Below are 26,946 nucleotides of genomic sequence, written 5' to 3'. Positions count from 1 at the left end.
TTATTAGTTACTTGGGGAAGGGGAACATTTCCTGCTATTTCATTTATCAATCATTACATTATGAACACATTATACGACTTTGGAATGATCGGCCTGGGGGTTATGGGCAGCAACCTGCTCCTGAACATGGCCGACCAGGGGTTTGCCGCCATCGGCTTTGACCTGAAACCCGAACGCTGCCGGGCCCTGGAAGCAGCCGCCAAACCCGGCACGGTGGTCAAGGGCGTGGAACAGCTCGATACCCTGGTGCAATCGCTGAAAAAGCCCCGCAAGCTGATGATGCTGGTGCCCGCCGGCGGGCCGGTGGACGACGTGCTGCACTCCCTGCTGCCCCTGCTGGAGCCGGGGGATATCGTCATCGACGGCGGCAACTCGTACTACAAGGACACCCTGCGCCGCGTCAACTGGATGAACGAGAAGAGCCTGCATTTCTTCGGCATGGGCGTGTCGGGCGGCGAGTTGGGCGCCCGCCTGGGACCCAGCCTGATGCCGGGGGGCGACCGCCAGGCCTACCAATACCTCAAGCCGGTGCTGGAGGCGGTGGCGGCCAAAGCCAACGGGCGGCCCTGCGTGGACTTTATGGGCAACGGCGCCGCCGGCCATTACGTGAAAATGGTGCACAACGGCATCGAATACGCCCTGATGCAGCTGATTGGCGAGGCCTACGACCTGTTGCACCGCTCGGCCGGCCTGACCAACGAACAGCTTCACAACCTCTTCAAGGAGTGGAACAAGGGGCCCCTCCAATCCTTCCTCGTCCACATTACCGCCAACATCTTCCAGACCAAGGACGCCGGCAGCGACAACTTCCTGGTGGACGTGATCCTGGACCAGGCCGGCTCGAAGGGCACCGGCAAATGGACCTCCCAGGAAGCCCTGGACCTGCCCGTGCCCATACCCAGCATCGATGCCGCCGTGGCCGCCCGCAACCTTTCGGGATTTAAACACGAACGCAAAGAAGCCGCCGCCCTTTACGGACCGGGGCGCTCCGGGCAGACCGGGGCCGACCCGCAGTTCCTGGCCGACCTGGAGCAGGCGCTCGTATTCGGCTTTATCATGGCCTATGCCCAGGGGCTCGACATGCTGGGCCGGGCCTCGGTGGAACAGGAAATGGAGATCCCGCTGCCGGCGGTGGTGCAGGTATGGCAGGCCGGCTGCATCATCCGTTCGAACCTGCTGGTGCATTTCGCCGCCGCCTTTGACCGCCACCCCGAGCTGGCAAACCTGCTGCTCGACGGGGACGTTGCCGCCCTGGTGCAGGCCGGAGAAGAGGGGGTGCGGAAAACCATCACCCGGGCGGTGGAGGCCCGGATCCCCGTGCCGGCGCTGATGAGCGCCCTGGCCTATTTTGACAGCTACCGCAGCGAGCGCCTGCCGACCAACCTCATCCAGGCACAGCGCGATTTCTTTGGCGCCCACACCTACCAGCGCATCGACAAACCGGGTGTTTTTCATACCGAATGGCACGAATAACAGGGGGAAGAGAGAAATCGTTGAAGAATTGAGATGGTGGTTAACCCACAACCCGGTACTTTTGCTGCCGCAAATGGCAGGGGATTAACCTTTTGCCTCCGAAACCGTCAAAGAAAAAAAGCGTTATGATGCGAGCAAACACAGAGAGTGAGTCTTTTGCTCTGGGGGTGGATGTGGGCAGCGGGCATGTTTCCGCTGCGGTAGTGGACCTTGAAAATAATCAGATCGTACCCGGTACCCGCCGGCGTTCGTGCGTGGACGCCCTGGGGCCGGCCGAGGATATACTCGGGGCCTGGGGCCAAACGGTGGGCGATGCCCTGGCCCAAAGCCCGGTGCCGGTCGATTGCCTGGCGATCGCCATGCCGGGACCCTTCGATTACGAAGGGGGCGTGTCGCATATCCGCTACCTGAATAAATATGATGCGCTTTACGGTTTTAACGTAAAGGAATTCTTTGCCCGCAGGTTTTCCCTGCCGGTCGACCATATAAAAATGCGCAACGAGGCCGAGGCCTTCCTGGCCGGCGAGGTGCTCTGCGGAGCAGCCGCCGGTTTCGGCAACGTGGTGGGCATCAAGCTGGGCGCCGGCCTGGGATCGGCCCGCTGCCGCCACGGGCGCACCGAGGACGCCCACCTGAGCACCTCCCAGTTCCTCGACGGCATCGCCGAAGATTACCTGTCCACCCGCTGGTTTGTAAAACGCTGCGGCGAGCTGGCCGGCGGTCCGGTCCGGAATTTCGGGGAAGTGCTGGAGCGCGAATGCGGCGAGCCGGGCGTGCAGCGCCTGTTCCAGGTGTTTTCGCACAACCTGGCCCACTTCCTGGGCGGGGTCATCCAGTCCGAAAAGCCCGAGGTCCTGCTCATTGGCGGTTGCCTGGCCGATGCCTACGACCGGTTTTTTCCCCAACTGAGCCTGCTGCTGGAAAAGCACCTCGATAAGCTGGTGATCCGCCGGGCCGTGCTGGGCGAAGACGCCGCCCTGATCGGCGCCGCCAGCCTCTGGGCGAACAAGATGCGGCCATGTGCCGCATTGGTATAGGGGAATTAGGTAATTGGTTAATTGGTTCATTGGGCCTTGGCCGGAAACGTTTTTCCCGGCGGGGAAACCCCTAATTCCCAATGAACCAATGAACTAATTCCTTGATTAATCGTAATTTGGGCGACCGAAATTTCCGGGTGCAACCAACTACGATTAAACGCTTATGTTCTCCATCCGTATCAATCCCAAAAACAAACAACCGAAATTCCAGCAGATCGCTCATTCCTTTATCCGCAACATCGAAAAGGGTGTTTTGGAGAAAGACTTTCTGCTGCCTTCCATCAACGAGTTCAGCGAGAAATATTCCGTGGCCCGCGACACGGTGGAGCGGGCCTACCGCCTGCTCAAAGACCAGGGCTACATTACCTCGGTAGCCGGCCGGGGGTACTTTGTGGCCGGCAAAAAAGATCAAAAGCTGAAGGTCCTGCTCCTGTTCAACAAACTCAGCTCGTATAAAAAGATCGTGTACGACAGTTTTCTGGAATCCCTGGGCGACAAGGCCACCGTGGAACTGCAGATCCACCACTACAACCCGCAGCTGTTCCGGGACATCATTGAAAGCCACCTGGGCCGGTACCATTATTATGTGATCATGCCGCACTTTTTTCACCAGGCCGAGATCAACCAATACCTGCCGGTGCTGAAAAAGATCCCGGCCAACGAGCTGGTGCTGCTCGACCGGCATGTGCCCGGGCTGGAGGCGGGCCATATGGCCGTTTACCAGGATTTCCGCCACGACATCGACGGGGCCCTGGAATCGGCCCTGGACCTGTTTGAAAAATACGACCGGCTGGTGCTCCTTTTCCCGCAGCACAGCAACCACCCGGTGGAGATCATTGAAGGCATTGGCGATTTCTGCAGCCGCCACCAGAAGGCGTTCACCGTCACCGACGGGGCGGCAAAGGTGGCCCTGGAGGCCCGCACCGCCTATATTGCTATTAAGGAGGCCGACCTGGCCGTGCTGGTGAAAGCCATCCGCAAATCGTCCCTGGCCCTGGGAAAGGAGGTCGGCATCATTTCCTTCAACGAAACCGTGCTGAAAGAGCTGCTGGACATCACCGTGGTAACCACCGACTTTGCCGGCATGGGCTGCTCCGCCGCCCAGCTGATCCTCAACCGGCAGTTCGAGGAAAAAAAGAATCCCTTTTACATGATCCGCCGCCATTCGCTCTGATGCCGGGTGAAACAGGCAGGCGTCGTTGATCGTACCCGTTAGCGGGCATTGCGCAGCAGTTGCAGCAGCTGGTGCTGGAAGAACAGCTCCAGCTTGGCCTGGAGGTGGCGGGCCTGGGCGGCATACAGGAGGTCTTTGGCGGTGACCAGCTCCAGCGAGCCGGCCCGCCCCAGGCGGTACTTTTCGGTATAAACGGCATAGGCCAGGCTGCTTTGCTCCAGGGCGGCCTGGGTGGCCCGGAACTTTTGCTTCGCCAGGTTGAAATCATTGACCAGCCGCAGCACGCCGCCCACCACCGTTTGTTCCGTTTCGGTCAGGGCCAGGCGGCTGTTGGCGCTGCTGATCTTTTCTTTTTTTACCCGGTTACTGAATTCCTTTTGCGCGTAGATCGGTACCCGCAGGGTGAGGTAAATGTTCTGCCCGAAATTGTTATTGAGCTGTGCCCGCAGCGGCAGCTTGTCGCCATTGGCGTCCACCAGGCTGCGGTTGTAGTTGGAAACGAGGTTGCCGCCTACCGAAAGCGTAGGAAAAAGGCTGCTGCGGGCGACCTTCTCGCCCATTTGGCTCGCCTGTTCGGTCATGCGTGCCTGTTGCAGGGCCGGGTGGCGGGACAGCACCTCCTCCAGCAGGGCGGCCAGCGGGAAGTCGGCCTGCAGGATCCGGGCCAGTGCCGCCGTATCCGGCGGGGCGATCTCTATTTTTTCGGTGTAGGGAAGGTTCAGCAGTTGTTTCAGCTCCTGCGCCCGGGCCATGGAGTCGTTGCGGGCCGATACCAGGTTGGCCTCCTCGGTATGCTGCCGCGACAGCAGCAGGTAATATTCGTTCTTGTCGGCCCGGCCCACCTTTATTTTTTCATTCGCTATTTCAAGTTCGCGGGCCGTGGTCTGCTGCTGGTTGCGGACGATCAGGAGTTGTTCCCTGTTGTACAGCATTTGCGCATAGCAAAGGGTGGTGTTGGTCAGCACTTCCAGTTCCGTCCTTTTCTTTTCGTATTCGGAAGCCTGCAGCAGCAGGCCGCTTTGTTTGATCGTGTAAAAGGTCTGGAGGCCGGAAAACAGCTTCAGGTCGATGTCCAGGCCCATGTTGCCGCCGCTGAACGATTCGTTGATGAATACGTTGGTCACGGGGTCGATGTTCTTGCCGTAGGAAAACCAGTGGCCGAAGTTCATGGAGGCGGTAGGCAGTTGCCGGTGCCGGGCAGTCTGCCGGTCCAGCAGCTGGGCGTCCACCGTATTTTGCGCCCGCTTGAGCGTGGTATTCTGTGCCCGCGCCAGTTCATAACAATCTTCCAGCGTCAGTGTTTTCTGGCCAATGGCCAGGAACGTTATGAGCAGGCCTATAATCAGGATACCTGTTTTTAGGGGAAGGCTAAAAGGAAGCCCGAAGGGCTTCATTGTGAATAGCCCCGGGTGCCACCCGGGGAACAGGCGCCCATCGAGGACGCAACCCCGAATGGGGTTGATTGTGGGATTCTCCACAGGGGATAATTCCCTATCAGGAAGGCTTTCCGGAGCATCCTTCGAAATGGGAGGCTGCTGAAAATCGGCGAGGACACCATCAACCCCTTCAGGGTTGTCGGGACGAACTACTGCTGAACCCGGGTTGCACCCGGGGCTATTCATAGTGAAGCCCTCCGGGCTTCTGCGGAAGCCGGTTGTCTCCAACAAACTGTTTTTACTTGAATGTGGAACACGGGTCATGAGTCGAGGTTTTTGAACAGCTTTTTGCAGCAATACCGGAAAAGGGTCAGGCGGCCCGTGATGATCTCGCCGCGGAAGGAGTAGCCCGAGCGGAGCTGGAGGTTGCGGGTGGGGGGCAGCCCGATCAGGGCGTAGTACTTGTCGCCTTCCTTGCGTTCGGCCATGTAGGTGACCTTTCCCCGGATGGGGCCGTGCTCGAAGCGGTAATAGGCATCCAGCCGCAGGTGGGCCGGCAGGCCGGCCCGGACATAGCGGGCTTCTTTTTCCGGGATGATGGCCTTGGCATAATAAACCGTATTCCGCGGGGCGATGCTGAGGAGCAGGTCGCCTTTGTTGATCAGGTTGCTGGTCTGTCGGGTGTTGTACACGAAATTGACAATGCCCCCCCGGGCGGCCCGCATGTATTGCCGGTCCAGGTCGGCCTCCAGCTTGCGCAGGCTTTGCCGCGCCTGGGTCAGCAGGCCTTCCAGCTCGTTGCGGGCCTGCTGCAGCGCCTGGGCGGATTCTTCCAGGTCGATGCGGCTCATGGCCAGGGTGTTCTGTTCGCTGTGAAAGCCGGTGCCGGCGATGCGGCTTTCCGCCCGCTGCCGCTGCAGCTGGCTGTGCAGGCCGGCCAGGGCTTCCTTCGCTGCCAGCCAGGCGTTCCGGCTGGTGTTGTAGTCGGCCTTGCTCAGCATGTCTTTTTTATACAGCTCGGCATCGGCATTGAAGTTCTCGGTCAGGGTGGCCACCCGTTCCTGTTGCAGGCGGTATTGTTCTGCCAGCGCCCCGCTTTCCTGGGTGCGGCGCTGTTGTTCCTGCAGGTGCTTTTGGTGGCTGATGCTGCCGCCTTGCGCCAGGGCCGCCTTTTTCCGCTGCACGGCTGCCTGCTGCAACGCCAGGGTCTGTATCTTCTGTTCCAGGTTGACCGTTTCGGCTTTTTTGGCGGCCTGGTCCACCGTCAGGGTTTCGTTTTTGAGCACCAGCAGGGTGTCGCCCGGCGCCACCGGTTGTCCTTCGGTGACATAGAGCTTGACCAGCTGGGCCTCGAAGGGCGCCTTGTAGTCGGTTTGAGGGTTGGCGGCCACGATCTCGCCTTCGCGTACCACCACCGTTTCGTTGATGCGCAGTACGAACAGCAGGGCAAAGCTCGTCGCCAGGATAAAGAGCAGCAGCCTGAAGAACCAGGTAGCAAACCTAAATCCCCTGATAGTGTAGTTGTTCCAGTCTTCCATTGTTCATGATTAGCGTGGTGTTGAATTGTAAATGAAACAGCGGCTCGTGCGAAATGACGATAAAGGTTTTGTCGCTCTGGGTATTGATGAAGCGTTCGATCTTTTCGCGCGATTCCCGGTCGATGCCGGCCAGCACCTCGTCGAGCAGGATGATCTCGGCCCCGGAAAACAGCGCCCGCATCAGCAGGATCTTTTTGCGCTGGCCGGTAGAGAGGTTGCGGCCCTGTTCGTTGATGATAAAGTCCAGGCCTTCGCCCTGGCTGGTCAGGAAGTCGTACAGCCCCAGCTCTTTGGCCAGCGTCAGCACCGGACCGGCATCGGCCTGGTGGCTGAAGGTGATGTTGAAGCCGGCGGTATCGTTGAACAGCACGTCCTCGTTGCTCACCAGCAGGATCTTTTCCCGCAGCTGCGACTGGTTGTAGAACTGCCATTTTTGCCCGTTCACCAGGATGTCGCCGCCATCGGGCGGGTACAGCAGCGACAGCACCTTGCAAAAAGTGCTTTTGCCCGTGCCGTTGCCGCCGTCCAGGCGGATCCTTTCGCCTTTTTTCAGGGTAAGTTCCAGGTTGGTGAATACGGGTTTCTGGGGCACGTACTGGAACGACAGGTTGCGGAATTCCAGCGTTTCAATGGTAAAATCCTGGATCTTTTTATGCAGGGCGGGAGTGGCGGCCCCCTCCTGGTTCTTGTTGAAATCGTAATAGCGGTTCAGGATGATGCTGTTTTCCTGGAGGTTCAGGTTTTGATCCAGCAGGCTGCCCACCCCCGACAGTACCTGGTAGGTGAGGGACAGGAAGGTGAGGATCTGGCCCATGCTGATGCCCTGGCCGCCCGGGACGTTCTGGCCCGTGATGGCGCCGTGGGTGAGCACGACCAGCACCAGCAGGCCGGCCGCCGTGCCGATAACGCTGGTGACGGCCGAGTTGACCAGGCCCACGTACTTCATTTTCATCGAAATGCGCAGCAGGTTTTTGATCCGCGGCGCCAGCCGTTGCACAAACAAGGTTTCCAGCCGGAACGACTTGATCACCTGCAGGCCCTCGATATTCTCGAACAGGCCCGAAAAAAGGTTGGACTTTTCCAGGAACCGGGCCTTTTCGTATTCGCGGATATAGGGCGTGATGACCGTGAACCAGATGGTGAACAGTACCAGCACACCCAGCACGATCAGGGTGACCTTCCAGTTGATCAGGAACAGGATAACTAAGGAATACAGGGTGATAAAGCCGTCGATGAGGACGTTGGTGCAAAAGCTCATGAAGAAGGTCTTCAGGGCGAGGCTGTCCTTGAGGCGTTCGCTCAGGTCGCCCTTGCTGAAGGCGTGGATATAGCGGATGGGAAAGTTGTTGAGCCGTTCGCTGAAGGTGGACAGGAAGTGATGGTCGAGGATGTTGGACAGGTGGATGGAGATAAAGCTTTTATAGAGGGAAAGGGCCAGGTTGAACAGCTTGAACAGGCCCAGGCCCACGGCAAACAGCACCAGCAGATTGGTATTGAAGGCGGGGAGCACGTTGTCGATCAGGATCTGGTTGCTGAAAACGGTCAGCTGGGCAAACAGGGCGGCCACCAGGGCGGCGGTGATGTAAATGCCCCAGAGGCCGTGGTATTGCCTGAGTTCGCGGTACAGGCGCTTGTAGGGGTTCAGGGGTGCTTCGGCCGGCCGGGGGGTGGCGGCAGGGGCGGTGATGGCCGGGGGCTTGACGGTCAGCACCACCGGCGCCTTTACTTGGAGGCGCGACCCGGCCACCTTGAGGGCACGGAACTGGGCAGGCAGGGGGCCGAGCTCCTGCTGGTACAACAGGTCCTCCAGGAACGCTTTTTCCGCCGGCGGGCCCGAAAAGCCGAAGTGCTCTTTCAGGTAGGAAAAATAGGTGAGCTTATTGATAACGGTGGCGGGGTCGGCCGGCGGCAGGCTTTCAGGGTCGAGGCCGTAGGGTGCCAGTTCTTCCCGGATGATGTGCTCAAAGAGGTCTTTGCTGCTGACCCAGTCGTAACAGGTGGTAGCGGTATGGGCATTGTTCATCAGCTGGGGGAAGGTCCATTTTTCCACCGTTCCGTTGGCGGGGTCCAGCACCACTATTTTTTTGCCGGCCAGGCCCCGGATCACCACGTAGTGCAGCCCCTGGGGGGTTTTGACCGGCAGGATGCACGGGGTGAATTCCGCCAGCTTTTGGGCGTTGAATTTCAGGAAGTTGAGGTCCAGCAGGTTATAGGTGGTAGGAAACTGGTGCCGGTCGAAATAGTCCCGTATCTCCTGCAGGTCGATACCCTGTTCGTCCAGGTGCAGGTGTTCGTCCAGGTACGCCCGGCTAACGGGTATCTGGTGCAGGTTGTAGATCGTTTTCACGGCACAGATGCCGCAATCGTTTTGTTTGAGCTGTTGTTCGATTTTTGCGGGCATGGCAGACGGGTTAAAGGTTCGGGACCGGGGGCACCAGGGCGGCTGCCTTGCGGAAGTCGCGCAGGAGGGCGCCCCCGTTTGGGTAGCGCCCGGAAGGTTTTTTATGCAGGCATTTGCGCACCACCGCCAGCAGGCCTTCGGGCACCGGCGTTCCCAGGAAAGACACATCCGGGAAGACCGGTGGCGTCTCTTTTATATTCCGGGAAAGTTCTTCCCAGGTAAAGCCCCCAAAGGGGTCCTGGAGGTAGAAGGCCTCGAAGAGCAGGACGCCGAGCTGGTACACATCGGACGAGACATCGGGGCCCCGGCTATACTTATGGAGGCTGGTGCGGTGGATGCGCTCCGGCGGCATGAAGGCTTCCACGCCCCCGAACCGCATGATCTCGTCTTTGGTGGGATGGACGTGGCGCGACATGCCGAGGTCGATGATCTTCACGCTTTTATCGGCGCGGATCAATACGTTGGAGGGATGAATGTCGCCGTGGATGAGTCCTGCCTGGTGCAGGCCGGCGAAGCCCTCGAGGATTTGGTCCAGGATGGCCAGGCAGTCGGGCAACTGCAGCTGGGGCGTTTTCCGGAAATAGCCCGTCAGCGACTGGCCGCTGATATGTTCCAGCACCATGTAGGCGGGGCGGGGCGACAGGTGCAGTTCGTAGGCGCGGCAGAGGCTGGGGAGGTGTTTTACCTGTTGCAGCAGGGCGTATTCCTGGCGGATGATGGAGAGGCTTTCTTCCAGTTCGCGGGCATGGCGGCAATGGGCGCCGTTGAGCACTTTGAGGGCGAAAAGGGTGTCGTCGCCACCGGTAAGGGTGGCGCGGTAGATTTCCATTTCCTGGTTGTTGGAGAGGAGGGCAGTGATGGTGTAGGTGCCGAGGGTGTCGCCGGCTTTGAACAGGGGTTCGCTGGGGCGGTCTTTTTCTTCATAGTCTTCCGGCACGACGATGCGCCGGTGGCGCAGGAGGCGGAAGAAGTCGGTGCACTGGCTTTCGATGGTAGCGGGGCTGCAGTGCAGTTCGGCGGCGATTTCCGCCACCGCCTCTTCCCGGGTTTTGGGCTCGGCGAATTTGTCGATAAAGTATTTGATGGTTTCGTTGACCAGGAATTCCTGCTGGCGGGATTTATCGGCCAGGATAAACTCCCCTGGCTGGAAGTGGTGGCCGTCATCCGGTAGCCCGGCGGGGTCCAGCAGCTCCACGTGTTTGGATATCCGGTATTTCTCCATATGGACCATTTTGGCGCGGAAAGGAACGGGAAGGGTTCCCGTTCCTATTGGTGTTTTTTAATAAATCGTGCGTCGGCGCGCAGGCGCTGCAAAGGGAGCGCCCTATCGCCAGGGCTTAATGCCAGCGGCTCCAGCGGCGGCTCCAGCGGCTATGTCTGCGGCTGTGCCGGTTGCTGTGCCAATCGCTGTGGTTGCTGTGGTGATTGCTGTGGTCGCTGTGGTTGCTGTGGTGGCTGTGGTTGCTGTGATTGCTCCAGGAGCGCCATCTTCTCCAACCACCGACGATTTCGCTGAAGGATTCTTCCTTCAGCCCGGTGAGCAGATTTTGTAAGCTAACCATAAAAGACAATTTTGGTGTTTTTAATCAGCTACTCTGTTAAAGGGTTTTCGCTTTCTTCCCTTGTATTTCTGTCCGTTGGCACGGGGAAATAGTCCGTGTTCAGGCTGGGTGGAGGGTTGCCCGTGTGGGTGCACAACATCAGGTCTCCGGTATTCGTACAGGGGCAACGGGGATGGGAGAATAGGTATGCGGTTTCGGGTAGGGTTGTTGGGGCGGGGCGTGTGCCTGCAGGAGGGTCTGGCCGGGATTGCCGGAACAAGGCAGCACCTTTCGGGGGTATAACGGTCAGGCTCAGGGTGAAGGTACCATCGCGCCGGATACAGAGGTTTGTGGGCTTTTCTCAGGAGCTGGGAGAGGAAAGGCACGGCCTCAATCGGAGAAAGGCTACCGGCAACTACGGGTGCGATCCGGAGGATAAACAGATCAGGCCGTATAGGGTATTTTTTGCAAGTAGGGGATTTACTGATTGAGCTTGAGTCTATAAAGCTAAGTGGATAAAACTGAACGAACAAATATTTTTCGGAATATGTAAAGCGGCCCCAGGCAATGGGATAGGGGTAGAAAGGAACGGGAAGGATTCCCGTTCCTGTTTCCTTTGATAAGAACGTGCTTCGGGCTTTGGTCGCTAATCATGCCAGCGGCTGTAGTGTTGGCTCCTGCGGCTTTGGCGACGGGTTTGTCGACGGCTTTGCCGGTTGCTCTGGTGCTGGCTGTGCCATTCATCGTGGTGGCTGTGCCAGGTCCCTTCGCCCTTATAACCCCCCACGATTTCGCTGATGGCTTCAGCTTTCAGGTCGGTAAGCAGCTGTTGCAAGCAAATCATAAGAGACATTTTTGGTGTGGAATAGCGCTACTCTGTTAAAGGGTTTTCGCTTTCTTCCCTTGTAATGCAATCCATGCTGATTGTGCCTATAAAGCTAGGTTGTACGAACCTGATATAAAAATAATTTTTACAATGTGTAGGCGGGGTTTCTGCAGGCTGATAGGCGGCGGCCCGGGGAAGGAGATAGGAGGGGCGGAGGATGCGGGTATGCTTGTGGACAAAGGAACGGGAGGGGCTCCCGTTCCTTTGGTTGGCTCTAAAAAATACGTAAGGCGGGCAGGGCTCTGAAGAGCAGCGCCCTGTTCCTGCTTTAATGCCAGCGGCTGTAGCGGTTGCTGCGGCGACTTTGGCGGTTACTGTGGCGGTTGCTGTGTCGGTCACTGTTGTAGTTACTGTGGTGGTTGCTGTTGTGATTGCTGTGGCGATTGCTGTGGTGATTGCTATGCCACCGCCGGCGGCGCCAACGGCGCCAGCCACCGCCTACGATTTCACTGATGGATTCGGGTTTCAGCTCGTTGAGCAGGTTTTGCAGACTAATCATAACATTCGCTTTTGGTGTTTTAGAAAGAGCTACTCTTTTAAAGGGTTTTCGCTTTCTTCCCTTGTATTTCTGTCCGTTGGAACGGGGAAATCCTTGATATGGATGCGTGTGACCAGGGCCCTTGCGGCTGCACAATTTCTCGGCTCCGGTTTCCGGCAGGGGCGCTGGGTGAGATCAGGTTTACGGCTTCAGACCAGTTCGTGGCCCGAAGGGGCCGGGCTTCGCCAGGGGCGATGCCCGCTATTGGGCCGTTTGAGGCCTGGAAAGGAATGGGAGGATCTCCCATTCCTTTGGATGGTCGTGGAGGGTGCACCTGCGTCCGGTGCAGCCCGGCAGCGGCCAGGGGCTTAATGCCAGTGATTGTGATGAGTGTTGTGGTGGTTGTGATCGCTGTAGTTGTGGTGATTGCTGTTGTGGTGATGGCTGTAATTGTGGTGGTTACTGTTGTGGTGATTGCTGTGATGGCGGTTGCTGTGGTGGTGCCAGGTGTTCCAGTGCCACCTTCTCCATCCACCGCCTACGATTTCACTCATGGATGCGGCTTTCAGCCCGGTGAGCAGGTTTTGGAGACTAATCATAAAAGACAATTTTGGTTTGGTGCGATAATCAGCTACTCTTTTAAGGGTTTTCGCTTTCTTCCCTCTATTTCCCGGCACGGGAAATAATACGTGTAGCGATTAGGTGTTGGCTTGCCCTTGCGGCGGCACCATTTCCGGGCTCCGGTATCCAAACAGGGGCAAGGGGGAACAGGTGTTCGGTTTCCGGTAGGGTGGTGGCTGGGGCGGGAAGTTGTCTCCGGGAGCCGGGCAGGTGGTTGTCGGGATCAGGTAGTTGCTAAAAGGAATGTAGGGAGCCAGGCTCAGGGTGAAGAAACGACCGCTCAGGATACAGGGGTTTCCGCGGTTTTTCATAGAAGAATAGTTGGAGGTGGTCAGGCACGGTCTCAGGAAGAACAGCTACCGGCAGCTACGGGTGAGACCCTGAGGATAAACGGTTCAGGCCGTATAGGGTAAATTTTGCAGGTAACCGATTTTCCGATTGAGCTTGATATCATAAAGCTAAGTTGTAAAAATCAAACGAACAAAATTTTTTTGCATATATAAAGCGGCCTCAGGCAGGAAGATAGAGGCTAAAAGTGGCGCCGGCGCCGGGCTGGCTGGTGGCGGTGATGAAGCCGTGATGGTTATCCACCACCTTGCGTACAATGGAGAGCCCCACGCCGGTGCCCTTGTATTCCGAGTTGCCGTGCAGGCGGTGGAACAGGAGAAAGATGTTTTCGGCTTCCGCCGGGTCGAAGCCGATGCCGTTATCGGTGATCTCGATGAGGTGGTATTCCCGCGCAGGCGTTTCGCCGGCCCCTTTATAGGGGATTGTGGTGCCGTCGACCTTTCGGTAACGGATCTGCACCACCGGCGGCACCTCGGGCTTGCTGTATTTGAGGGCGTTGCTGATAAGGTTTTGAAACAATTGCTGTACCTGTCGGCTGTGTCCCCGGATGGGGGGCAGGTCGTCCAGTTCGATCCGGGCCTTTTTTTCTTCGATCACCAGTTCCAGGTCGCCCAGCACCCCCCGCACTTTTTCGTTCAGGTCCACCTCCTCGGTTTCTGCCGGGTGCATGCTGACCTGTGAATAGGTCAGCAGGTCGTCGACCAGGTGGTGCATACGGTGGGCCGCCAGCAGCAGCCGGTCGAAGATGCGCAGGCCGTTCTCGTCCATGACGCCGGCGTACTGGTCCTTGAGGCGGTTGGCGAAGAAATGGATCTTGCGGATGGGTTCTTTCAGGTCATGCGAGGCCACGTAGGCGAATTCCTCCAGGTTGGCATTGGAGCGCTTCAGCTCTTCCAGTGACCGTTCCAATTGCAGCTGGGCTTCTTTTTCGCGGGTGACGTCGGTAAAAATGTTCACCAGGTGGTCGTCGTCCATTTTCGATACGGCCATTTCCAGCCAGCGCTGGGAGTGGGGCGAGAAATACTGGCTTACAAAGGGGGTACCGGTGGCCAGGGTGTTGAGCGATCCTTTGACGAGGGGCGATGTCATGATCTCGGGGTTCAGGTCGCGCAGGGTTTTCTGGAGGTACGTTTCGTGGCCGGTGATCCGCTGGGCCGCCTCGTTGGCGATGATAATGCGGAAGTCTACCACTTCGCCCTGCTCGCCGCGGATGGTTTCGGTCACGGTGATGCCGCTGGCCGAATGTTTCAGGATGTTGTGGAGCAGGAGGCGCTTTTGTTCCCGGGCGATGAGGGCCTGCTTTTTCTCGGTGATGTCGTCGAAGTTCACCAGCAAGCGCCGGTCGCCCAGTTGCGTGATGGTGAAGTCGTACCAGCTGCCTGCCGACACGTACTGCAACTGGAGCTCCTGGCGGATGGGCGTGCCGCTGCGCAGCGCCTGGCAGAACAGCTGGAAGAACCGCCCGGTCCGGTCCTGGGGATACAGCTCGCCCAGGGTGCGGCCGATCAGTTCGCCGGGCTCTTTCCCCAGCAGTTCGGTTACCCGCCGGTTGATACTGATAAAGCGGAAATCGGCCACCGCCCCTGCTTCGTTTTTCACCACTTCCAGCACCACGATACCGTGGAGGGTGCCGTCCATCACGCGGTCGTAAAAGGCGTTCTGCTGTTGCTGTTCCTTCAAGGCCTCGTATTCGGTGGTGCGGTCCGTGGCGATGGTGAGTACGCCGTTGCGCACGCGGCTGCGTTGCACATGCACGTAGCGGTTGTGCTCGCTGTCATAGTAAACGCCTTCGAAGAGGTTGCCGGTACAGAAAACCTCCAGGGTCTGGGCAAAGACCTCCTGTTTCTGGGCTTCGGTCCAGGTGCCCTCCGACAGGATCCCTACCTGTTTGCCCTGGCCCGGGCGGTGGCGAAAGTAGGTGCTGCCGATTTCGTTGCAATAACGGATCTCGAAGTCGGTGATGTTCTGCTGGGAATCAAAAACAGGCACCGCCCAGGTAATTGGTTGCCGGAAGGAGTCAAACAGCTCGGCAAGTAGCATTTCGTGGAGATCGGCAGGCATGGTAAAGCGTACTACAATTTACGCTATTTGGCGCGGATCGGGAAAAGTTACCATTTTCTCCCTTGCCGCCGCCTGCTTTCTCCTGCCCGGCGGGTTTTCCGGGGGAAAGCCGGGGCGTGCTTACCAAAAAATCCCCCCTTTTATGAGAATACCCCCCTTATTGATGAGTGAAGCCTGGTCTATTTTGCAGTCTGTTAACAAAACGGCCGGCCATGTCGCCGGGAATAAGAACCGTTTCGGCGACTTTAAGTGTTTTCGGTTTCCTTTGAAATGTTATTTGCGAACCCATTGCTTGTATGTTATGATGAATCAGCTTGCAGCCCCCCGGGCTTCTCCCTCCGTTTGTCTTTTCCCTCCGGGTGCTTTTTCCTGTGGAAGCAAAGTGCCGGCCGGCTCCCGGTAGCCGGTGATTGTCCGAACCATTTATCTATCAAACTGCCATATACTATATGAAGAGGTATTTCCCAAAAAACCTGCTGCTGTACTGCTCGCTTTCAGCAGGATTATTGACATCCGTCACGGCCCTGCATGCCGGGGAGCGCACCGACCGGCCTGTATCCGGTAAAGCGGCTCCTTTTTTCCAGGATAGCACCGATACCTATACCGGTGTCGTGCTGAATGAAAGCGGCTTCCCGGTCGTGGGCGCCCAGGTAAGCGTAGGCGCTGGCCCGGCCGTGACCACCGACGATAAAGGCGTGTTTTCCCTGAAGGGCGGCAAAGGCGATCCGTTGCTGGTCCGCTACCACAACATCCTGGTGAGCCGGCTGCAGCTGACCGACGATAAGGCCCCGCAAATCCGGTTGCGTAACACCAACTTGGCCTGGAAGGCCTCCCAGGAAGTGCAACTCCTGCATAACCTCCAGGCCCAGCCCGCGCTGACCGCCGCTTCCACCCAGGCGGTCTACAACACGGATATCCAGAAAATGCCGGTGACTTCGGTAAGGGCGACCCTGCCGGGCCGCCTGGCCGGGTTGTATACCAACCAAGTTTCCGGCCGTCCCGGATCCGACGACGTAAACCTGACCCTGCGGGGCGCAGGCAGCCCCCTGGTGCTGGTGGATGGCATCCCCCGCGACATCACTATATTTGACCTGGCCGAAATAGAATCCGTGACCTTATTAAAAGATGCCCTGGCTACGGCCATGCTGGGCGTAAGAGGTTCCAACGGCGCCCTGGCCATCACCACCAAAAAAGGGATAAAGGCCAAACAGCAAATTTCCTTTACCGCCCAGTCGGCGCTGCAGCAGCCCATGAAGGCGCCGAAAGCATTGAATGCCTATGACTATGCCCGCCTGTACAACGAGGCGGCCCAGAATGACGGCCTCGCAGCCCCCTATTCCCCATCCGACCTGGACCTGTACCAAAACGGCAGCGATCCTTATGGCCACCCCGATGTGGACTGGCGCAAACAGGTGCTGCGCAATTCCTCGCGCTTTGACCGGTACACCCTGGATGCCCGGGGCGGCAACAATACGGCCCGTTATTACGTAGCGCTGGAGCACTTCAACCAGACCGGTATTTTCAAGACCGTGGATACCAACACGTACAATACCAACAACAATTTCAAAAGCTACGTGATCCGCTCCAACGTAGATATCAACATTAATTCCAAGCTCAGCTCGGGCATCTACCTGCTGGGCCGGATCCTGCACGGCGATGGTCCCGGCAACTTTGCCACCAATACCATCCTGAATTCGCTGCTGCAGACGCCCAACAACGCCTACCCGGTGTTTAACCCCGACGGCAGCTACGGCGGTACCGACATCTACACCAACAACATCTGGGCTACCGCCACCGGAATGGGCTATACCCAGAACTACAAGCGCGACATGCTGACCGACGTGTACCTGAAACGCACCCTGGACGAGCTTACCAAGGGTCTGTGGGTAAAAGCTACCGCTTCCTATTTTTCCAACATATCGGAAAATATCGTCCGCAACAAAACCGTGGCCGTGTTCCAGCGCGTGGTCGATCCGTCCACCGGTGCGGTTTCCTACAAGCAATTCGGCACCAACGGCACCCAGAGTAACACCAACTATGTGGAATTCCAGGGCCGTTCCAACTACCTCGAATTGGCGCTGGGCTACAACCGTACCTTTGGCCATCATGGCGTGGACGCGATTGTACTGGGCAACCGGGATAATTACGTAACCGGTTCCGACCTGCCGCTGACCTATACCGGTACCTCGGGCCGTGTGGCGTATAACTATAAAGGAAAATACGTGGCGGAAGCCTCCTGGGGCCTGAACGGTACCAACCGGTACCCCGAAAAAGCGGCTACCCGGCTGGGCTTTTTCCCTGCCGTGGGCCTGGCCTGGAACCTGCACCAGGAAGCTTTTCTCCAGGACCAGCAGTGGATCGACAACCTGAAGCTGTTCGGCTCGTTCGGTAAAACCGGCTCGGGTGCTCCCTGGGATTACGATTACATCCAGCGCTACCCCGATGCCGTTTCCCCCCGCTTTGGTACCGGCAGCGGTTCTACCCAAACCGCTATTATGCAGGGCGACCTGGTGAACCCCAACCGGACCTTCGAGCAGGCCCAAAAGCTGAACCTGGGTGTGACGGGTTCGCTCTTTGCCAGCAAGCTGTTCTTTACTGCCGAATACTACCGCAATAAGTTTTACGACCTGCTGATGCAGCGCGGCCGCAGCAATGCCATGCTGGGTGCCAACTACCCGCTGGAAAACCTCGGTTCTTCCCGTTTCCAGGGCATGGACCTGCAGCTGGGGTACAACAACAAGCTGGGCGGCTTTGAATACTTCATCAGCGGCAACGCCGGTATCGTCAACTCGGAATTGCTGTTTGCCGACGAGGTTTTCCGCCAATATGACTGGATGAAACGAACCGGGAAGCGGGTAGGGCAGGATTTTGGCTATGTCGCCCAGGGCCTGTTCCAGACCGATGCCGAAGCCACGTCCAGCCCCACCATTGAAGGCTATACCCCGCAGGCCGGCGACATTAAGTACCAGGACCTGAATAAGGACGGCGTGATCAACCAGTTCGACCAGGCGCCCATCGGCAACCAGAAGCCGGTGATCACTTATGGGGTGGACCTGGGCTTCAACTTCAAAGGCTTTGACTTCAGCGCCCTGCTGCACGGGGTACAGAACCGCCAGATTTACCTGACGGGTATCGGCTACCTGCCCTTCCAGCAATTCGGCAACGGTTTTGGCCAGGCCTATGCGCACAACCTGAACCGCTGGACCCCTGCCACCGCAGCTACCGCCGATTACCCCCGTCTGAACCTGGGGTACAATGCCAACAACCACGCGAACTCCTCTTACTGGTACCGTTCGGGCAACTTCCTGCGCCTGAAGAACGTGGTGCTGGGGTATACCCTGCCTTCCCGCATCACCAGCCTGGTAAAGCTCAAGGGAGCCCGCGTATTTGTGACCGGCACCAACCTGCTGACGTTCAATTCGCTGAAAGACATCGATCCGGAAGTGTACAACGGCGCCTATCCCATTCAACGACTGACGAACATCGGCCTCAACATCAAGCTGTAAAACTTATAAGAAAGCGTACATGAAAAAGACTACTATACATTCATTGCTGATCCTTGGTCTTTCCTGCTCGGCATTTTTTGCCTGCAAAAAGATCGAAGCGGAGCCGAAAGGTTACCTGACCGAAGACCTGCTGTGGGATACAACCGACTCCACCGGTACCGTAACCGCTTTTTTCCTCAACAACCTCTACAATTATATTCCCGACGGTTTCAACCGGGTCTACGGTGATTTCCTGGATGCCGCCTCCGGCGATGCGATTCCTTCGCGCAACAATACGGCCGTTGAATTTTATACCAACGGGCTGGTGAGCATGCTCAACAACCCCGATCCCTACTGGGGCAACAGCTACTACGGCATTCGCCAGGCGAATATTTTTCTTCAAAACTACCAGAAGGCGCCGCTGAAAGCCAGCATGGCCAGCTTCAAAACCTCCTGGCCGGCAGAAGCCCGGTTTATCCGCGCCCTGCTGTATTTCGAACTGGTGAAACGCTACGGCGGCGTGCCGCTGGTGGGCGACAGCGTTTTCAACTTCACCGACGACCTGTCGTTCAAACGCAACACCTATGAAGAATGCGTGAACTACATCGTAAGCGAATGCGACGCCATCAAAAACGACCTGTATAAAGAGCAGATCTCCGACCAGAACTGGGGCCGCATTCCCCGCGGCGCCGCCCTTGCCCTGAAGGCCCGCACCCTGCTGTATGCCGCCAGCCCCCTGATGAACGGTGGCGGTATCGAGACCGATCCCGCCAAAAAAGCCCTGACCGGCTACGTGACCGCCGATCCCGCCCGCTGGCAAAAGGTGGTGGACGCCTGCAAGGAACTGAAAGACCTGAACGTGTATGCCCTGCAGACCAGCGGCGCCTCGCTCCAGGCCAACTACAATACCCTGTTCCTCAGCCGCCGGATTAGCGCTTCGGCCAACGAAATCATCCTGGCCCGGCAGTCGGCCCAGAATACCGACCTGGAGCGCCTGAACGCCCCGACCGGCGCTTTCGGAACCATTACCAATAACGAAGGCCGTACCAGTCCCACCCAGGAATTCGTGGACGCCTTCCCCATGAGCAACGGCCTGGCCCTCACCGAACCGGGCTCGGGCTACAACGCCAATAACCCCTATGCCAACCGCGATCCCCGCCTGGCGGCCGCTGTATTCTACAACGGGGTGACCTGGCTGAAGCGCCCCGTGGAAACCTTTGAAGGCGGGCTGGACAAGCCCACCTCCGGCACCCGGGTGCGGACCAAGACCGGCTACTACCTAAAGAAATTCCTGTACGACGCCAGCGCCGCCACGACCTATGCCAACCAGAACCACAACTTCATCCTGTTCCGCTATGCCGAGGTTTTACTGAACAACGCCGAGGCGCTGAACGAGCTGGACCGTACCGAAGAGGCCGTGACCGAGATCATCGCCATCCGCAAACGGGCCGGCATTGCAGCGGGAACCAACAACCGCTACGGTATCAAGGGGGGCATTGCCAAAGAGGAAATGCGTAACCTGATCCGCAATGAGCGCCGCCTGGAGCTGGCATTCGAGGAACACCGCTTCTGGGACGTGCGTCGCTGGAAGATCGCCGACCAGGTATTGTCCGGCCCCGTGCACGGCATGAAGATCACCAGGGATGCCGCCACCGGTGCGCTGACCTACCAGAAGGAGCCCGTGAACACCCTTACCTGGAACAACAAGCTGTACCACATGCCGGTCCCGTATTCCGAGGTCGTGAAAAATCCCAACCTGGTTCAAAACGAAGGCTGGCACTAGGGTAGGAGGTATTGGGCAATTGGGATATTGGGTCCGGACAGGTGAACAGTCGCCTCCGAATACCCAATGAACCAATGAACCAATATCCATTGACACTAACGACGATTGATTTCATTCATAACTGCTGATAATTCTTTATACAACATGAAAAAATTTATTCTGTTCCTGTTGCTGTTGCAGGTGCTGGCGGTGGCCGCCATTGCCCAGGGCAAGATCGTGACAGGGATCGTAAGCGATAGTACGGGTCCCCTCGGCGGCGTATCCGTCTGGGAAAAAGGCCTGAATGCCAATGGAACGGCTACTAATAATGACGGGAAGTTCACCCTGACCCTGAAAGGGAAAGGCACTTCCATTATTGTCAACAGCGTGGGCTACCGCCAGCAGGAGGTCAACGTGGCCAAAAGCGGTGCCGTGGCCGTACTGCTGTCCGCCGAGGTGAAGAGCGACGAAGAAGTGGTGGTGGTGGCTTACGGCAGGCAAAAGAAAATTACCATGACCGGCGCGGTCAGCGTGGTGTCGGGCGACGAGATCCGCCTGAACCCCGCCGCCTCCATCCAGAACGCCATGGTGGGCCGCATGCCGGGCCTGTTTTCGCAGCAGGTTTCGGGCCGCCCCGGTGCGGATGCCGCCAACCTGTTCATCCGCGGGCAAAGCTCCTTTAACGCCGGCGCCAATACGCCCCTGCTGATCGTGGACGATATTGAAGTGGGCTACGACCAGTTCCAGCGCATGGACCCCAACGAAGTGGAATCCCTGACCATTCTGAAAGACGCTTCCACCACGGCCGTTTACGGCATCAAGGGCGCCAACGGGGTGATCGTGGTCACTACCCGCAGGGGCCGCCTGGGCGCGCCTAAGATTTCGTTTAACACCCAGTCCAGCCTGAACCAACCCACCAAGCTGCCGAAATACCTGGGTTCGTACGAAACGGCGAAGCTCTACAACGAAGCCCTGTACAACGATTACGTGCGCAACGGCGGCATCGTGGGTCCCGGTTCCACTTTTAAACCCCGTTTCGACTCTACGGACCTGGCCCTGTTCCAGAACGGCCAGGATCCCTACGGTCACCCCGACGTAGACTGGAAAAGCGTCCTGTTCAAGAAGTTTGCCCGGCAGCATAAAGGCAACCTGGACGTTTCCGGCGGTACCGAAAGCGTCAAGTACTTTGTATCCCTGGGCTACCTGTACCAGGACGGTATGCTGAAAAATTATAGTGAAGACCAGGACGTGAAAGGCAACTACTTCCACAAGCGGTACAACTACCGCTCCAACCTGGACGTGAAGGTGACGCCGACCACCGACCTGCGCCTGGACCTGTTTGGCAACCTGGGCGAGGTGAATACCCCCCGTGTCAGCAGCCCCAACGGGATTGAAGCCCCCAATGGCGACCTGTTTTATGATTTTTCCAGTTTCAAAACGCTGTCACCCTTCGCCTACCCGGTTTATAACCCCAATGGAAGCTTTGGCTACAGCAAATGGCAGCGCGACGAGATGGAGTCGGCCTACAACCGCAACAACGTGGTAGGCCGCCTGACCTACCTGGGCTACAGCCGCAACTACGAAAGCAATATGAGCGTGGTGGCCAATGTCAACCAGAAGCTGGCCTTCCTGACCAAAGGCCTGAGCTTTACCGGTCGCGTGGCCTATAATTCCAACTACGGCTACAACCGCACCGTAACCCGCGAGGTGGCAGATTTCCCTTCCTATATCTTTAATCCGAAGGACAGCTCGTATGAAAACCGTACCCCCGACCTGTACCGCGTGCGCCGCTTCTTTACCGGTTACGGTGGCGGCAGCACCGTCCGTGTGCTGGATATGCAGGCGATCCTGAACTACGACCGTACTTTTGGCGTGCACCACCTGTATGGCCTGTTCCTGGCCCGCACCAACTCGGACCTGCGCCGCAACGACAACGTCATTTACAACTTCGTGCCCAACAACTCCCGCGGCTATTCGGCCCGTATCGGCTACGACTACCGGCAGAAATACCTGTTCCAGTTCAACGCCGGCTACAACGGGTCCGACCGCTTCGTGGGCGACAAGCGTTATGGGTTCTTCCCGGCCGCCTCTGCGGGCTGGAACATATCCGAGGAGCCTTTCTTTAAGGACAACATCCACTTTGTCGACCGCCTGAAACTGCGCGGATCCTGGGGCGTGGTGGGGAACGACAAGCTGGGAAACAACTTTACCTACTATTACCTGTATGAATTCAACCAGAATAACGGTACCGGCGGTGCCGCCAACTTTGGTACCACGCCTACTTCGGGCGGTGTGAACAATGCCATCACCGAAGGCCGCCTGGGTAACCGCAACATTTCCTGGGAAAAGGAACGCAAAGCCGACCTGGGCCTGGAGATCGGCCTGTTCAAAAACCGCCTGTCCGGTACCTTTGAGTATTTCAACAACTACCGCTGGGATATCATCGTAGACCGCAACAGCACCAGCTCCTCCGTTTCCCGCATTTTCGGTGCCTCCCTTCCCCCGGTGAACCTGGGGAAAGTGGCCAATAAAGGATACGAGGCCGAACTGGCCTGGCGCGACGACCTGGGTAAGAACTTTTCCTACTTCGTGAAGGGCAACCTTTCTTTTGCCAAGAACAAGATCCTGTTCCAGGACGAGCCGCCACCGGCTTTTTCCTACCAGGCGCTGACCGGCAACAGCATCGGCCAGATCCTGGGTTATGTATGGACCGGCCAGTTTTACCAGGATGCCGACGACATTGCCAAAAGTCCCAAATCCGACGCCACCGTTTTCCCCGGTGACCTGAAGTATGCCGACATCAGCGGCGACGGCAGGATCAATGCCGACGACCGCACCATTATCGGCAACCCCAACCTGCCCAACACCACCTTTGGACTGAACCTGGGCGGCCGCTTCAAAGGCCTGAGCTTCAGCGTCCTGTTCCAGGGCGTGCGCGGTTCTTCGGTACGCGGTGCGGCGGAAGCCATCCAGGCCTTCGGCGCCAACCTGACGGATGTACACCGCTACGCCTGGACCCCGGAAAGAGGCAACGATGCCCGCTACCCGATCCTGACCAATGCCACGATGTTTACGAGCAATCCCTCTTCGCATCCTTCCTCGTTCTGGCTGATCTCGGCGGATTACATCCGCCTGCGCAACGCCGAAATGAGCTACTCGCTGCCGAAATCGCTGGTGAGCCGCGTGAAGTTGCAGGACATCCGGGTGTTTGCCAATGGCAACAACCTGGCCCTGTGGACCAACCTTTCCAAGCTCTATGATTTCGACCCCGAGATCAACTCGGGCAGCACCCGGAGCAATTACCCGCCCCAGCGTGTGTATAACCTCGGTTTTAATGTAACCTTCTAAAATTCTTCCTGTATGAAAAAATCAATCCTCATATGTTCCCTGGCAGCCGGCGCTTTGCTGGCCTCCTGCAAAAAACAGGGATTCCTCGATAACAAAGCCGATACGGCCATTAACGAAACCTATGTATTCACCGACTCGCTGCGGACCATGCAGTTCCTGACCCGGGTGTACCAGGATGTGGGTTTCAGTTTCCGTAAATGGCGCTGGCACGATCACGGCAATACCGAGCAGTCGACCGACGATGCGGAATACACCTGGTCGGGTCCCACCCAGACACCGGTGATCATCTACAACGGCAGCCTGTCGCCTTCGAGCTATGTCAACGGCAACTCGGCCCTGAACGATTTCTGGAACCTGCCCTACGAAAACATCCGCCGGGTGAACCTGCTGATCGCCAAGCTGCCCCTGGCGCCCCTCAGCGAAGGCAAGAAAAAACGCATGGTGGCCGAGGCCCGCTTCCTGCGTGCCTGGTATTACCACAACCTCCTGATCGCCTACGGTGGGGTGCCGCTGCTGGACGACCAGGTGTTTTCCCTGACCGATGTGGTGAACAAACCCCGGAATACCTATGCCGAATGCGTGGATTACGTGGTGCGCGAACTGGATGCCGCCGCGGCGGAACTGCCGGCCCCCGGCGGTTACGAGGATGCGGACCACGGCCGCGTCACCCGCGGCGCCGCCCTGGCCCTGAAAGCACGCCTGCTGCTGTATGCCGCCAGCCCCCTGTTCAATGCCACCCAGCCCTACGTGGGAAGCGCCACCGAACAACAGGTGAAGACCACTACCTATGGAGATTCCGCCGTCAGCCGCTGGCAGCGCGCAGCCCAGGCGGCCGAGGACCTGATCAACACCGGCTATTATTCCCTGAACGTGGATAATGCCACCGCGCCGGGTTACGGTTACTACGACCTGTTCCAGAAGCGCGTGAATTCCGAGTACATCTTTTTCTATAACCGCCCCGCCAACCGCGACTGGGAAGGGTTTTATTTCCCCGGCGGCTTCGGGGGCTCCAAGTATGTTTTTCCCTCGCACAACCTGGCCGTGGCTTTCCCCATGAGTAACGGCAAGGCCATCACCGACCCGGCTTCGGGCTACAACGCGGCCAACCCCTTTGCCAACCGCGATCCCCGCTTCGGCTACAGCATTATCTACAACGGAATGTCCATCTGGAGGAGCGGGTCCAACTCCAAACAGCCGGTATGGACGTACGAGGGCGCATCGGACGGGAACGGCTTTGTGGCGACCAACCAGAACACCGGTTATTTTGTCCGCAAGATGACCAATACCGAGAACGGCAACAATACCGACAGGGGATGGGGACTGATCCGCTTCGCCGAGATCCTGCTGAACTATGCCGAGGCCATCAACGAAACCGGCCAGACCGCCCTGGCCTATCCGAAGCTTAAGCTGATCCGCGAACGCGCCGGCATCGAGGCCGGAGCCGACGGCCTGTACGGGATGAAAGCCAATATGACCAAGGAGGAAATGCGGGAATTCATCCGCAACGAGCGCCGCATCGAACTGGCATTTGAGGACCACCGCTACCACGACATCCGCCGCTGGAAGATCGCTATGCAGGTGAACAACGGCTTTAACGACCGCCTGCGGATCGTTCGTGGCGGAACCTCACCCAACTTCACCTATACGTATACGGTAGTGCCGTCGATCCGCCGCCACAACTTCCGCCCCGAGCATTACCTGATGCCGCTGCCGGAACTGGAAGTGCGCCGGATGCCGGCCATGGTGCAGAACCCGGGGTATTAAACAGGCAATAAGCAATGAGCAATAGGCAATGAAGAAAACTATTGCTGCACGTTTCATAGAATTCCCGGGAGGACTGCTTCCCGGGAACTTTTTATCACCCGAGCATACCATGCGAAAGACGAACTTATTTACTGCAAAGACTTTGGTACTGGCCCTGGCATCGCTGCTGGGGAGCCGGGAGGGCCGGGCGCAAGCCATGGCCTGTGTGTCCGCCGCCACTACCCAGGCCGATACCGTGGCCGTTCCGGGCAGCCGCAGCATTCCCGTGCTGCGGATGGAAGTGACCACCGCCGGTGCGGCAACGCCCCTGTCGGTGACCGCACTAAGCCTGGACACGAAAGGAACCACCCGGGCTAAAGATATTACCGGCGCCACGGTTTATTATACCGGCAACAACGCTACTTTTTCTCCCGCCCGGCCTTTTGGCTCGGTAAAAAAAGCAAAGGGCGCCTTTACCGTAACCGGCGCACAGCAGCTGGCGGAAGGCGTGAACTATTTCTGGCTGGCCTATGACGTGGCCGCCGGCGCCGCCCCGGGCGGCGTGCTCGATGGTGCGTTTACCGCCCTGGCATTGGGCCACCAGGAATACCGTCCCGTATGGGCCGACGAATTTGACGGCGACTCGGTCAATACCGCCAACTGGAAGTTTGAAAAAGGCTTTGTCCGCAACAACGAGCTGCAATGGTACCAGCCCGAAAATGCTACCTGCAAGGACGGCGTTCTGACCATCGAAGCCCGCCGCGAACGCCGCCCCAACCCGGCCTACGTGCCCGGCAGCGGCGACTGGCGCCGCAGCCGCGCGTTTATCGACTACACCGCCGCCAGCATGAACACTGCCGGCAGGCAGGAGTGGCAGTACGGCCGCTTCGAGCTGCGGGCGAAGATCGACACCCAGGCCGGCTGCTGGCCCGCCTGGTGGACGCTGGGCGTAAAGGGGCAGTGGCCTTCCAATGGCGAGATCGACATGATGGAATTTTACAAAGGCGACGTGCTGGCCAACTATGCCGTAGGCACCCGCCGCGCCTACAATGCCCATTGGTACAGCACAAAAACACCGGTGGCCTCTTTGGGCGATCCCCAATGGGCCGACAGGTTCCATTCCTGGCGCATGGACTGGGATTCCCTGGGCATCGCCATCTACCTGGACGACCGGTTGCTGAACTACCAGCCGCAAAGCAACCTGTACAACCGCGACGGCAGTGAAAGCTTTCCCTTCCGCCAGAAACACTACATGCTGCTGAATTTCGCCCTGGGCGGCGACAACGGCGGCGATCCTTCGGGCACCGCCTTCCCCCGGAAATACGTGGTCGACTATGTGCGGGTAGCGCAAAAAATCGAGGGCCGCTTTACACCCGCCGGAAAGAAAACGCCCCTTGTTCCCGCTCCCCTCGGCGCCGTGAAGATTGGTAAACCGTATTAATTTATTCTTTATAAGAACATCCGTTCGATTATGAAAAAAGCATTCCTACTTTTCAGCCTTTGGACCGGCTTGCTGGCAAACGAAGCTACCGCCCAGGCGCAACCGGACAACATTGTTTCCGGCAGCCGCACAGGTACCTTTGCCGCCGGCAACAAGGAATTTGTCCTCAACGGCAAGCCCTTCGTCATCCGTGCCGCCGAACTGCACTACCCCCGCATTCCCCGCGAATACTG

19 protein-coding genes are annotated in these 26,946 nt (G+C 58.1%); 9 read left to right on the top strand and 10 right to left on the bottom strand.

What is annotated here, in order from left to right; genetic code table 11:
* The first annotated feature begins 60 nt into the window (after nucleotides 1-60).
* The 3 genes from gndA to V9K67_RS04040 all read left to right on the top strand — a co-directional run bounded on the left by gndA (nucleotide 61) and on the right by V9K67_RS04040 (nucleotide 3,684).
* Complete coding sequence (gndA, locus tag V9K67_RS04050; protein ID WP_336720278.1) at nucleotides 61-1,473, top strand: NADP-dependent phosphogluconate dehydrogenase; 1,413 nt, start codon at nucleotides 61-63, stop codon at nucleotides 1,471-1,473.
* A gap of 125 nt (nucleotides 1,474-1,598) precedes the next feature.
* A complete protein-coding gene (locus tag V9K67_RS04045) occupies nucleotides 1,599-2,510 on the top strand; it encodes an ROK family protein (protein WP_336720277.1) in 912 nt (303 codons plus the stop codon).
* Nucleotides 2,511-2,673: 163 nt separating this feature from the next.
* Nucleotides 2,674-3,684 carry a GntR family transcriptional regulator gene (locus V9K67_RS04040; protein WP_336720276.1) on the top strand — a complete coding sequence of 337 codons (1,011 nt, stop codon included), beginning with the start codon at nucleotides 2,674-2,676 and terminating at the stop codon, nucleotides 3,682-3,684.
* Between the two features lie 38 nt (nucleotides 3,685-3,722).
* Here the strand turns inward: V9K67_RS04040 and V9K67_RS04035 are convergent, their stop codons facing one another.
* The 10 genes from V9K67_RS04035 to V9K67_RS03990 form a co-directional block, all read right to left on the bottom strand.
* Entirely contained in the window at nucleotides 3,723-5,162 is a 1,440-nt protein-coding gene (locus tag V9K67_RS04035) for a TolC family protein (protein WP_336720275.1), read from the bottom strand.
* A gap of 218 nt (nucleotides 5,163-5,380) precedes the next feature.
* Nucleotides 5,381-6,598: an HlyD family secretion protein gene (locus V9K67_RS04030; protein WP_336720274.1), complete on the bottom strand. Its 1,218-nt coding sequence runs from the start codon at nucleotides 6,596-6,598 to the stop codon at nucleotides 5,381-5,383.
* A complete protein-coding gene (locus V9K67_RS04025) occupies nucleotides 6,561-8,999 on the bottom strand; it encodes an ATP-binding cassette domain-containing protein (protein ID WP_336720273.1) in 2,439 nt (812 codons plus the stop codon). Before V9K67_RS04025 ends, V9K67_RS04030 begins: the two co-directional genes overlap by 38 nt.
* Nucleotides 9,000-9,009: 10 nt before the next feature.
* Nucleotides 9,010-10,221 (bottom strand): serine/threonine protein kinase, encoded by a 1,212-nt coding sequence (locus tag V9K67_RS04020; RefSeq protein ID WP_336720272.1) that lies wholly within the window; start codon nucleotides 10,219-10,221, stop codon nucleotides 9,010-9,012.
* 115 nt (nucleotides 10,222-10,336) lie between these two features.
* Nucleotides 10,337-10,561: a hypothetical protein gene (locus V9K67_RS04015; RefSeq protein WP_336720271.1), complete on the bottom strand. Its 225-nt coding sequence runs from the start codon at nucleotides 10,559-10,561 to the stop codon at nucleotides 10,337-10,339.
* 625 nt (nucleotides 10,562-11,186) lie between these two features.
* Nucleotides 11,187-11,384 (bottom strand): hypothetical protein, encoded by a 198-nt coding sequence (locus tag V9K67_RS04010; RefSeq protein WP_336720270.1) that lies wholly within the window; start codon nucleotides 11,382-11,384, stop codon nucleotides 11,187-11,189.
* A gap of 310 nt (nucleotides 11,385-11,694) precedes the next feature.
* Nucleotides 11,695-11,925, bottom strand: a complete 231-nt coding sequence (locus V9K67_RS04005) for a hypothetical protein (RefSeq protein ID WP_336720269.1) — start codon at nucleotides 11,923-11,925, stop codon at nucleotides 11,695-11,697.
* Between the two features lie 347 nt (nucleotides 11,926-12,272).
* Nucleotides 12,273-12,503: a hypothetical protein gene (locus V9K67_RS04000; RefSeq protein WP_336720268.1), complete on the bottom strand. Its 231-nt coding sequence runs from the start codon at nucleotides 12,501-12,503 to the stop codon at nucleotides 12,273-12,275.
* A gap of 99 nt (nucleotides 12,504-12,602) precedes the next feature.
* Nucleotides 12,603-12,836: a hypothetical protein gene (locus V9K67_RS03995; RefSeq protein WP_336720266.1), complete on the bottom strand. Its 234-nt coding sequence runs from the start codon at nucleotides 12,834-12,836 to the stop codon at nucleotides 12,603-12,605.
* 199 nt (nucleotides 12,837-13,035) lie between these two features.
* Nucleotides 13,036-14,934 carry a sensor histidine kinase gene (locus tag V9K67_RS03990; protein WP_336720265.1) on the bottom strand — a complete coding sequence of 633 codons (1,899 nt, stop codon included), beginning with the start codon at nucleotides 14,932-14,934 and terminating at the stop codon, nucleotides 13,036-13,038.
* A gap of 449 nt (nucleotides 14,935-15,383) precedes the next feature.
* Between V9K67_RS03990 and V9K67_RS03985 the strand changes: the two genes are divergently transcribed.
* From V9K67_RS03985 to V9K67_RS03960, 6 genes are all read left to right on the top strand, one after another.
* Nucleotides 15,384-18,440 carry a SusC/RagA family TonB-linked outer membrane protein gene (locus V9K67_RS03985; RefSeq protein WP_336720263.1) on the top strand — a complete coding sequence of 1,019 codons (3,057 nt, stop codon included), beginning with the start codon at nucleotides 15,384-15,386 and terminating at the stop codon, nucleotides 18,438-18,440.
* A 19-nt stretch (nucleotides 18,441-18,459) separates the two neighbouring features.
* Nucleotides 18,460-20,202, top strand: coding sequence for a RagB/SusD family nutrient uptake outer membrane protein (locus V9K67_RS03980; RefSeq protein ID WP_336720262.1), 1,743 nt, complete (start codon nucleotides 18,460-18,462; stop codon nucleotides 20,200-20,202).
* A 144-nt stretch (nucleotides 20,203-20,346) separates the two neighbouring features.
* Nucleotides 20,347-23,529 carry a SusC/RagA family TonB-linked outer membrane protein gene (locus V9K67_RS03975; RefSeq protein ID WP_336720261.1) on the top strand — a complete coding sequence of 1,061 codons (3,183 nt, stop codon included), beginning with the start codon at nucleotides 20,347-20,349 and terminating at the stop codon, nucleotides 23,527-23,529.
* Between the two features lie 12 nt (nucleotides 23,530-23,541).
* Nucleotides 23,542-25,293 (top strand): RagB/SusD family nutrient uptake outer membrane protein, encoded by a 1,752-nt coding sequence (locus tag V9K67_RS03970; protein WP_336720260.1) that lies wholly within the window; start codon nucleotides 23,542-23,544, stop codon nucleotides 25,291-25,293.
* Between the two features lie 109 nt (nucleotides 25,294-25,402).
* Nucleotides 25,403-26,713, top strand: a complete 1,311-nt coding sequence (locus V9K67_RS03965) for a family 16 glycosylhydrolase (protein ID WP_336720259.1) — start codon at nucleotides 25,403-25,405, stop codon at nucleotides 26,711-26,713.
* A gap of 30 nt (nucleotides 26,714-26,743) precedes the next feature.
* The coding region (locus V9K67_RS03960) for a hypothetical protein (RefSeq protein ID WP_336720258.1) at nucleotides 26,744-26,946 on the top strand (203 nt) is incomplete at its 3' end.

Origin of the sequence: Huijunlia imazamoxiresistens, from assembly GCF_037132455.1 — a bacterium.
GTDB lineage: Bacteria > Bacteroidota > Bacteroidia > Chitinophagales > Chitinophagaceae > Flavisolibacter > Flavisolibacter imazamoxiresistens.
The sequence above is the reverse complement of the archived record's forward strand: the minus strand, read 5'-3'. Positions and strand labels throughout refer to the sequence as shown.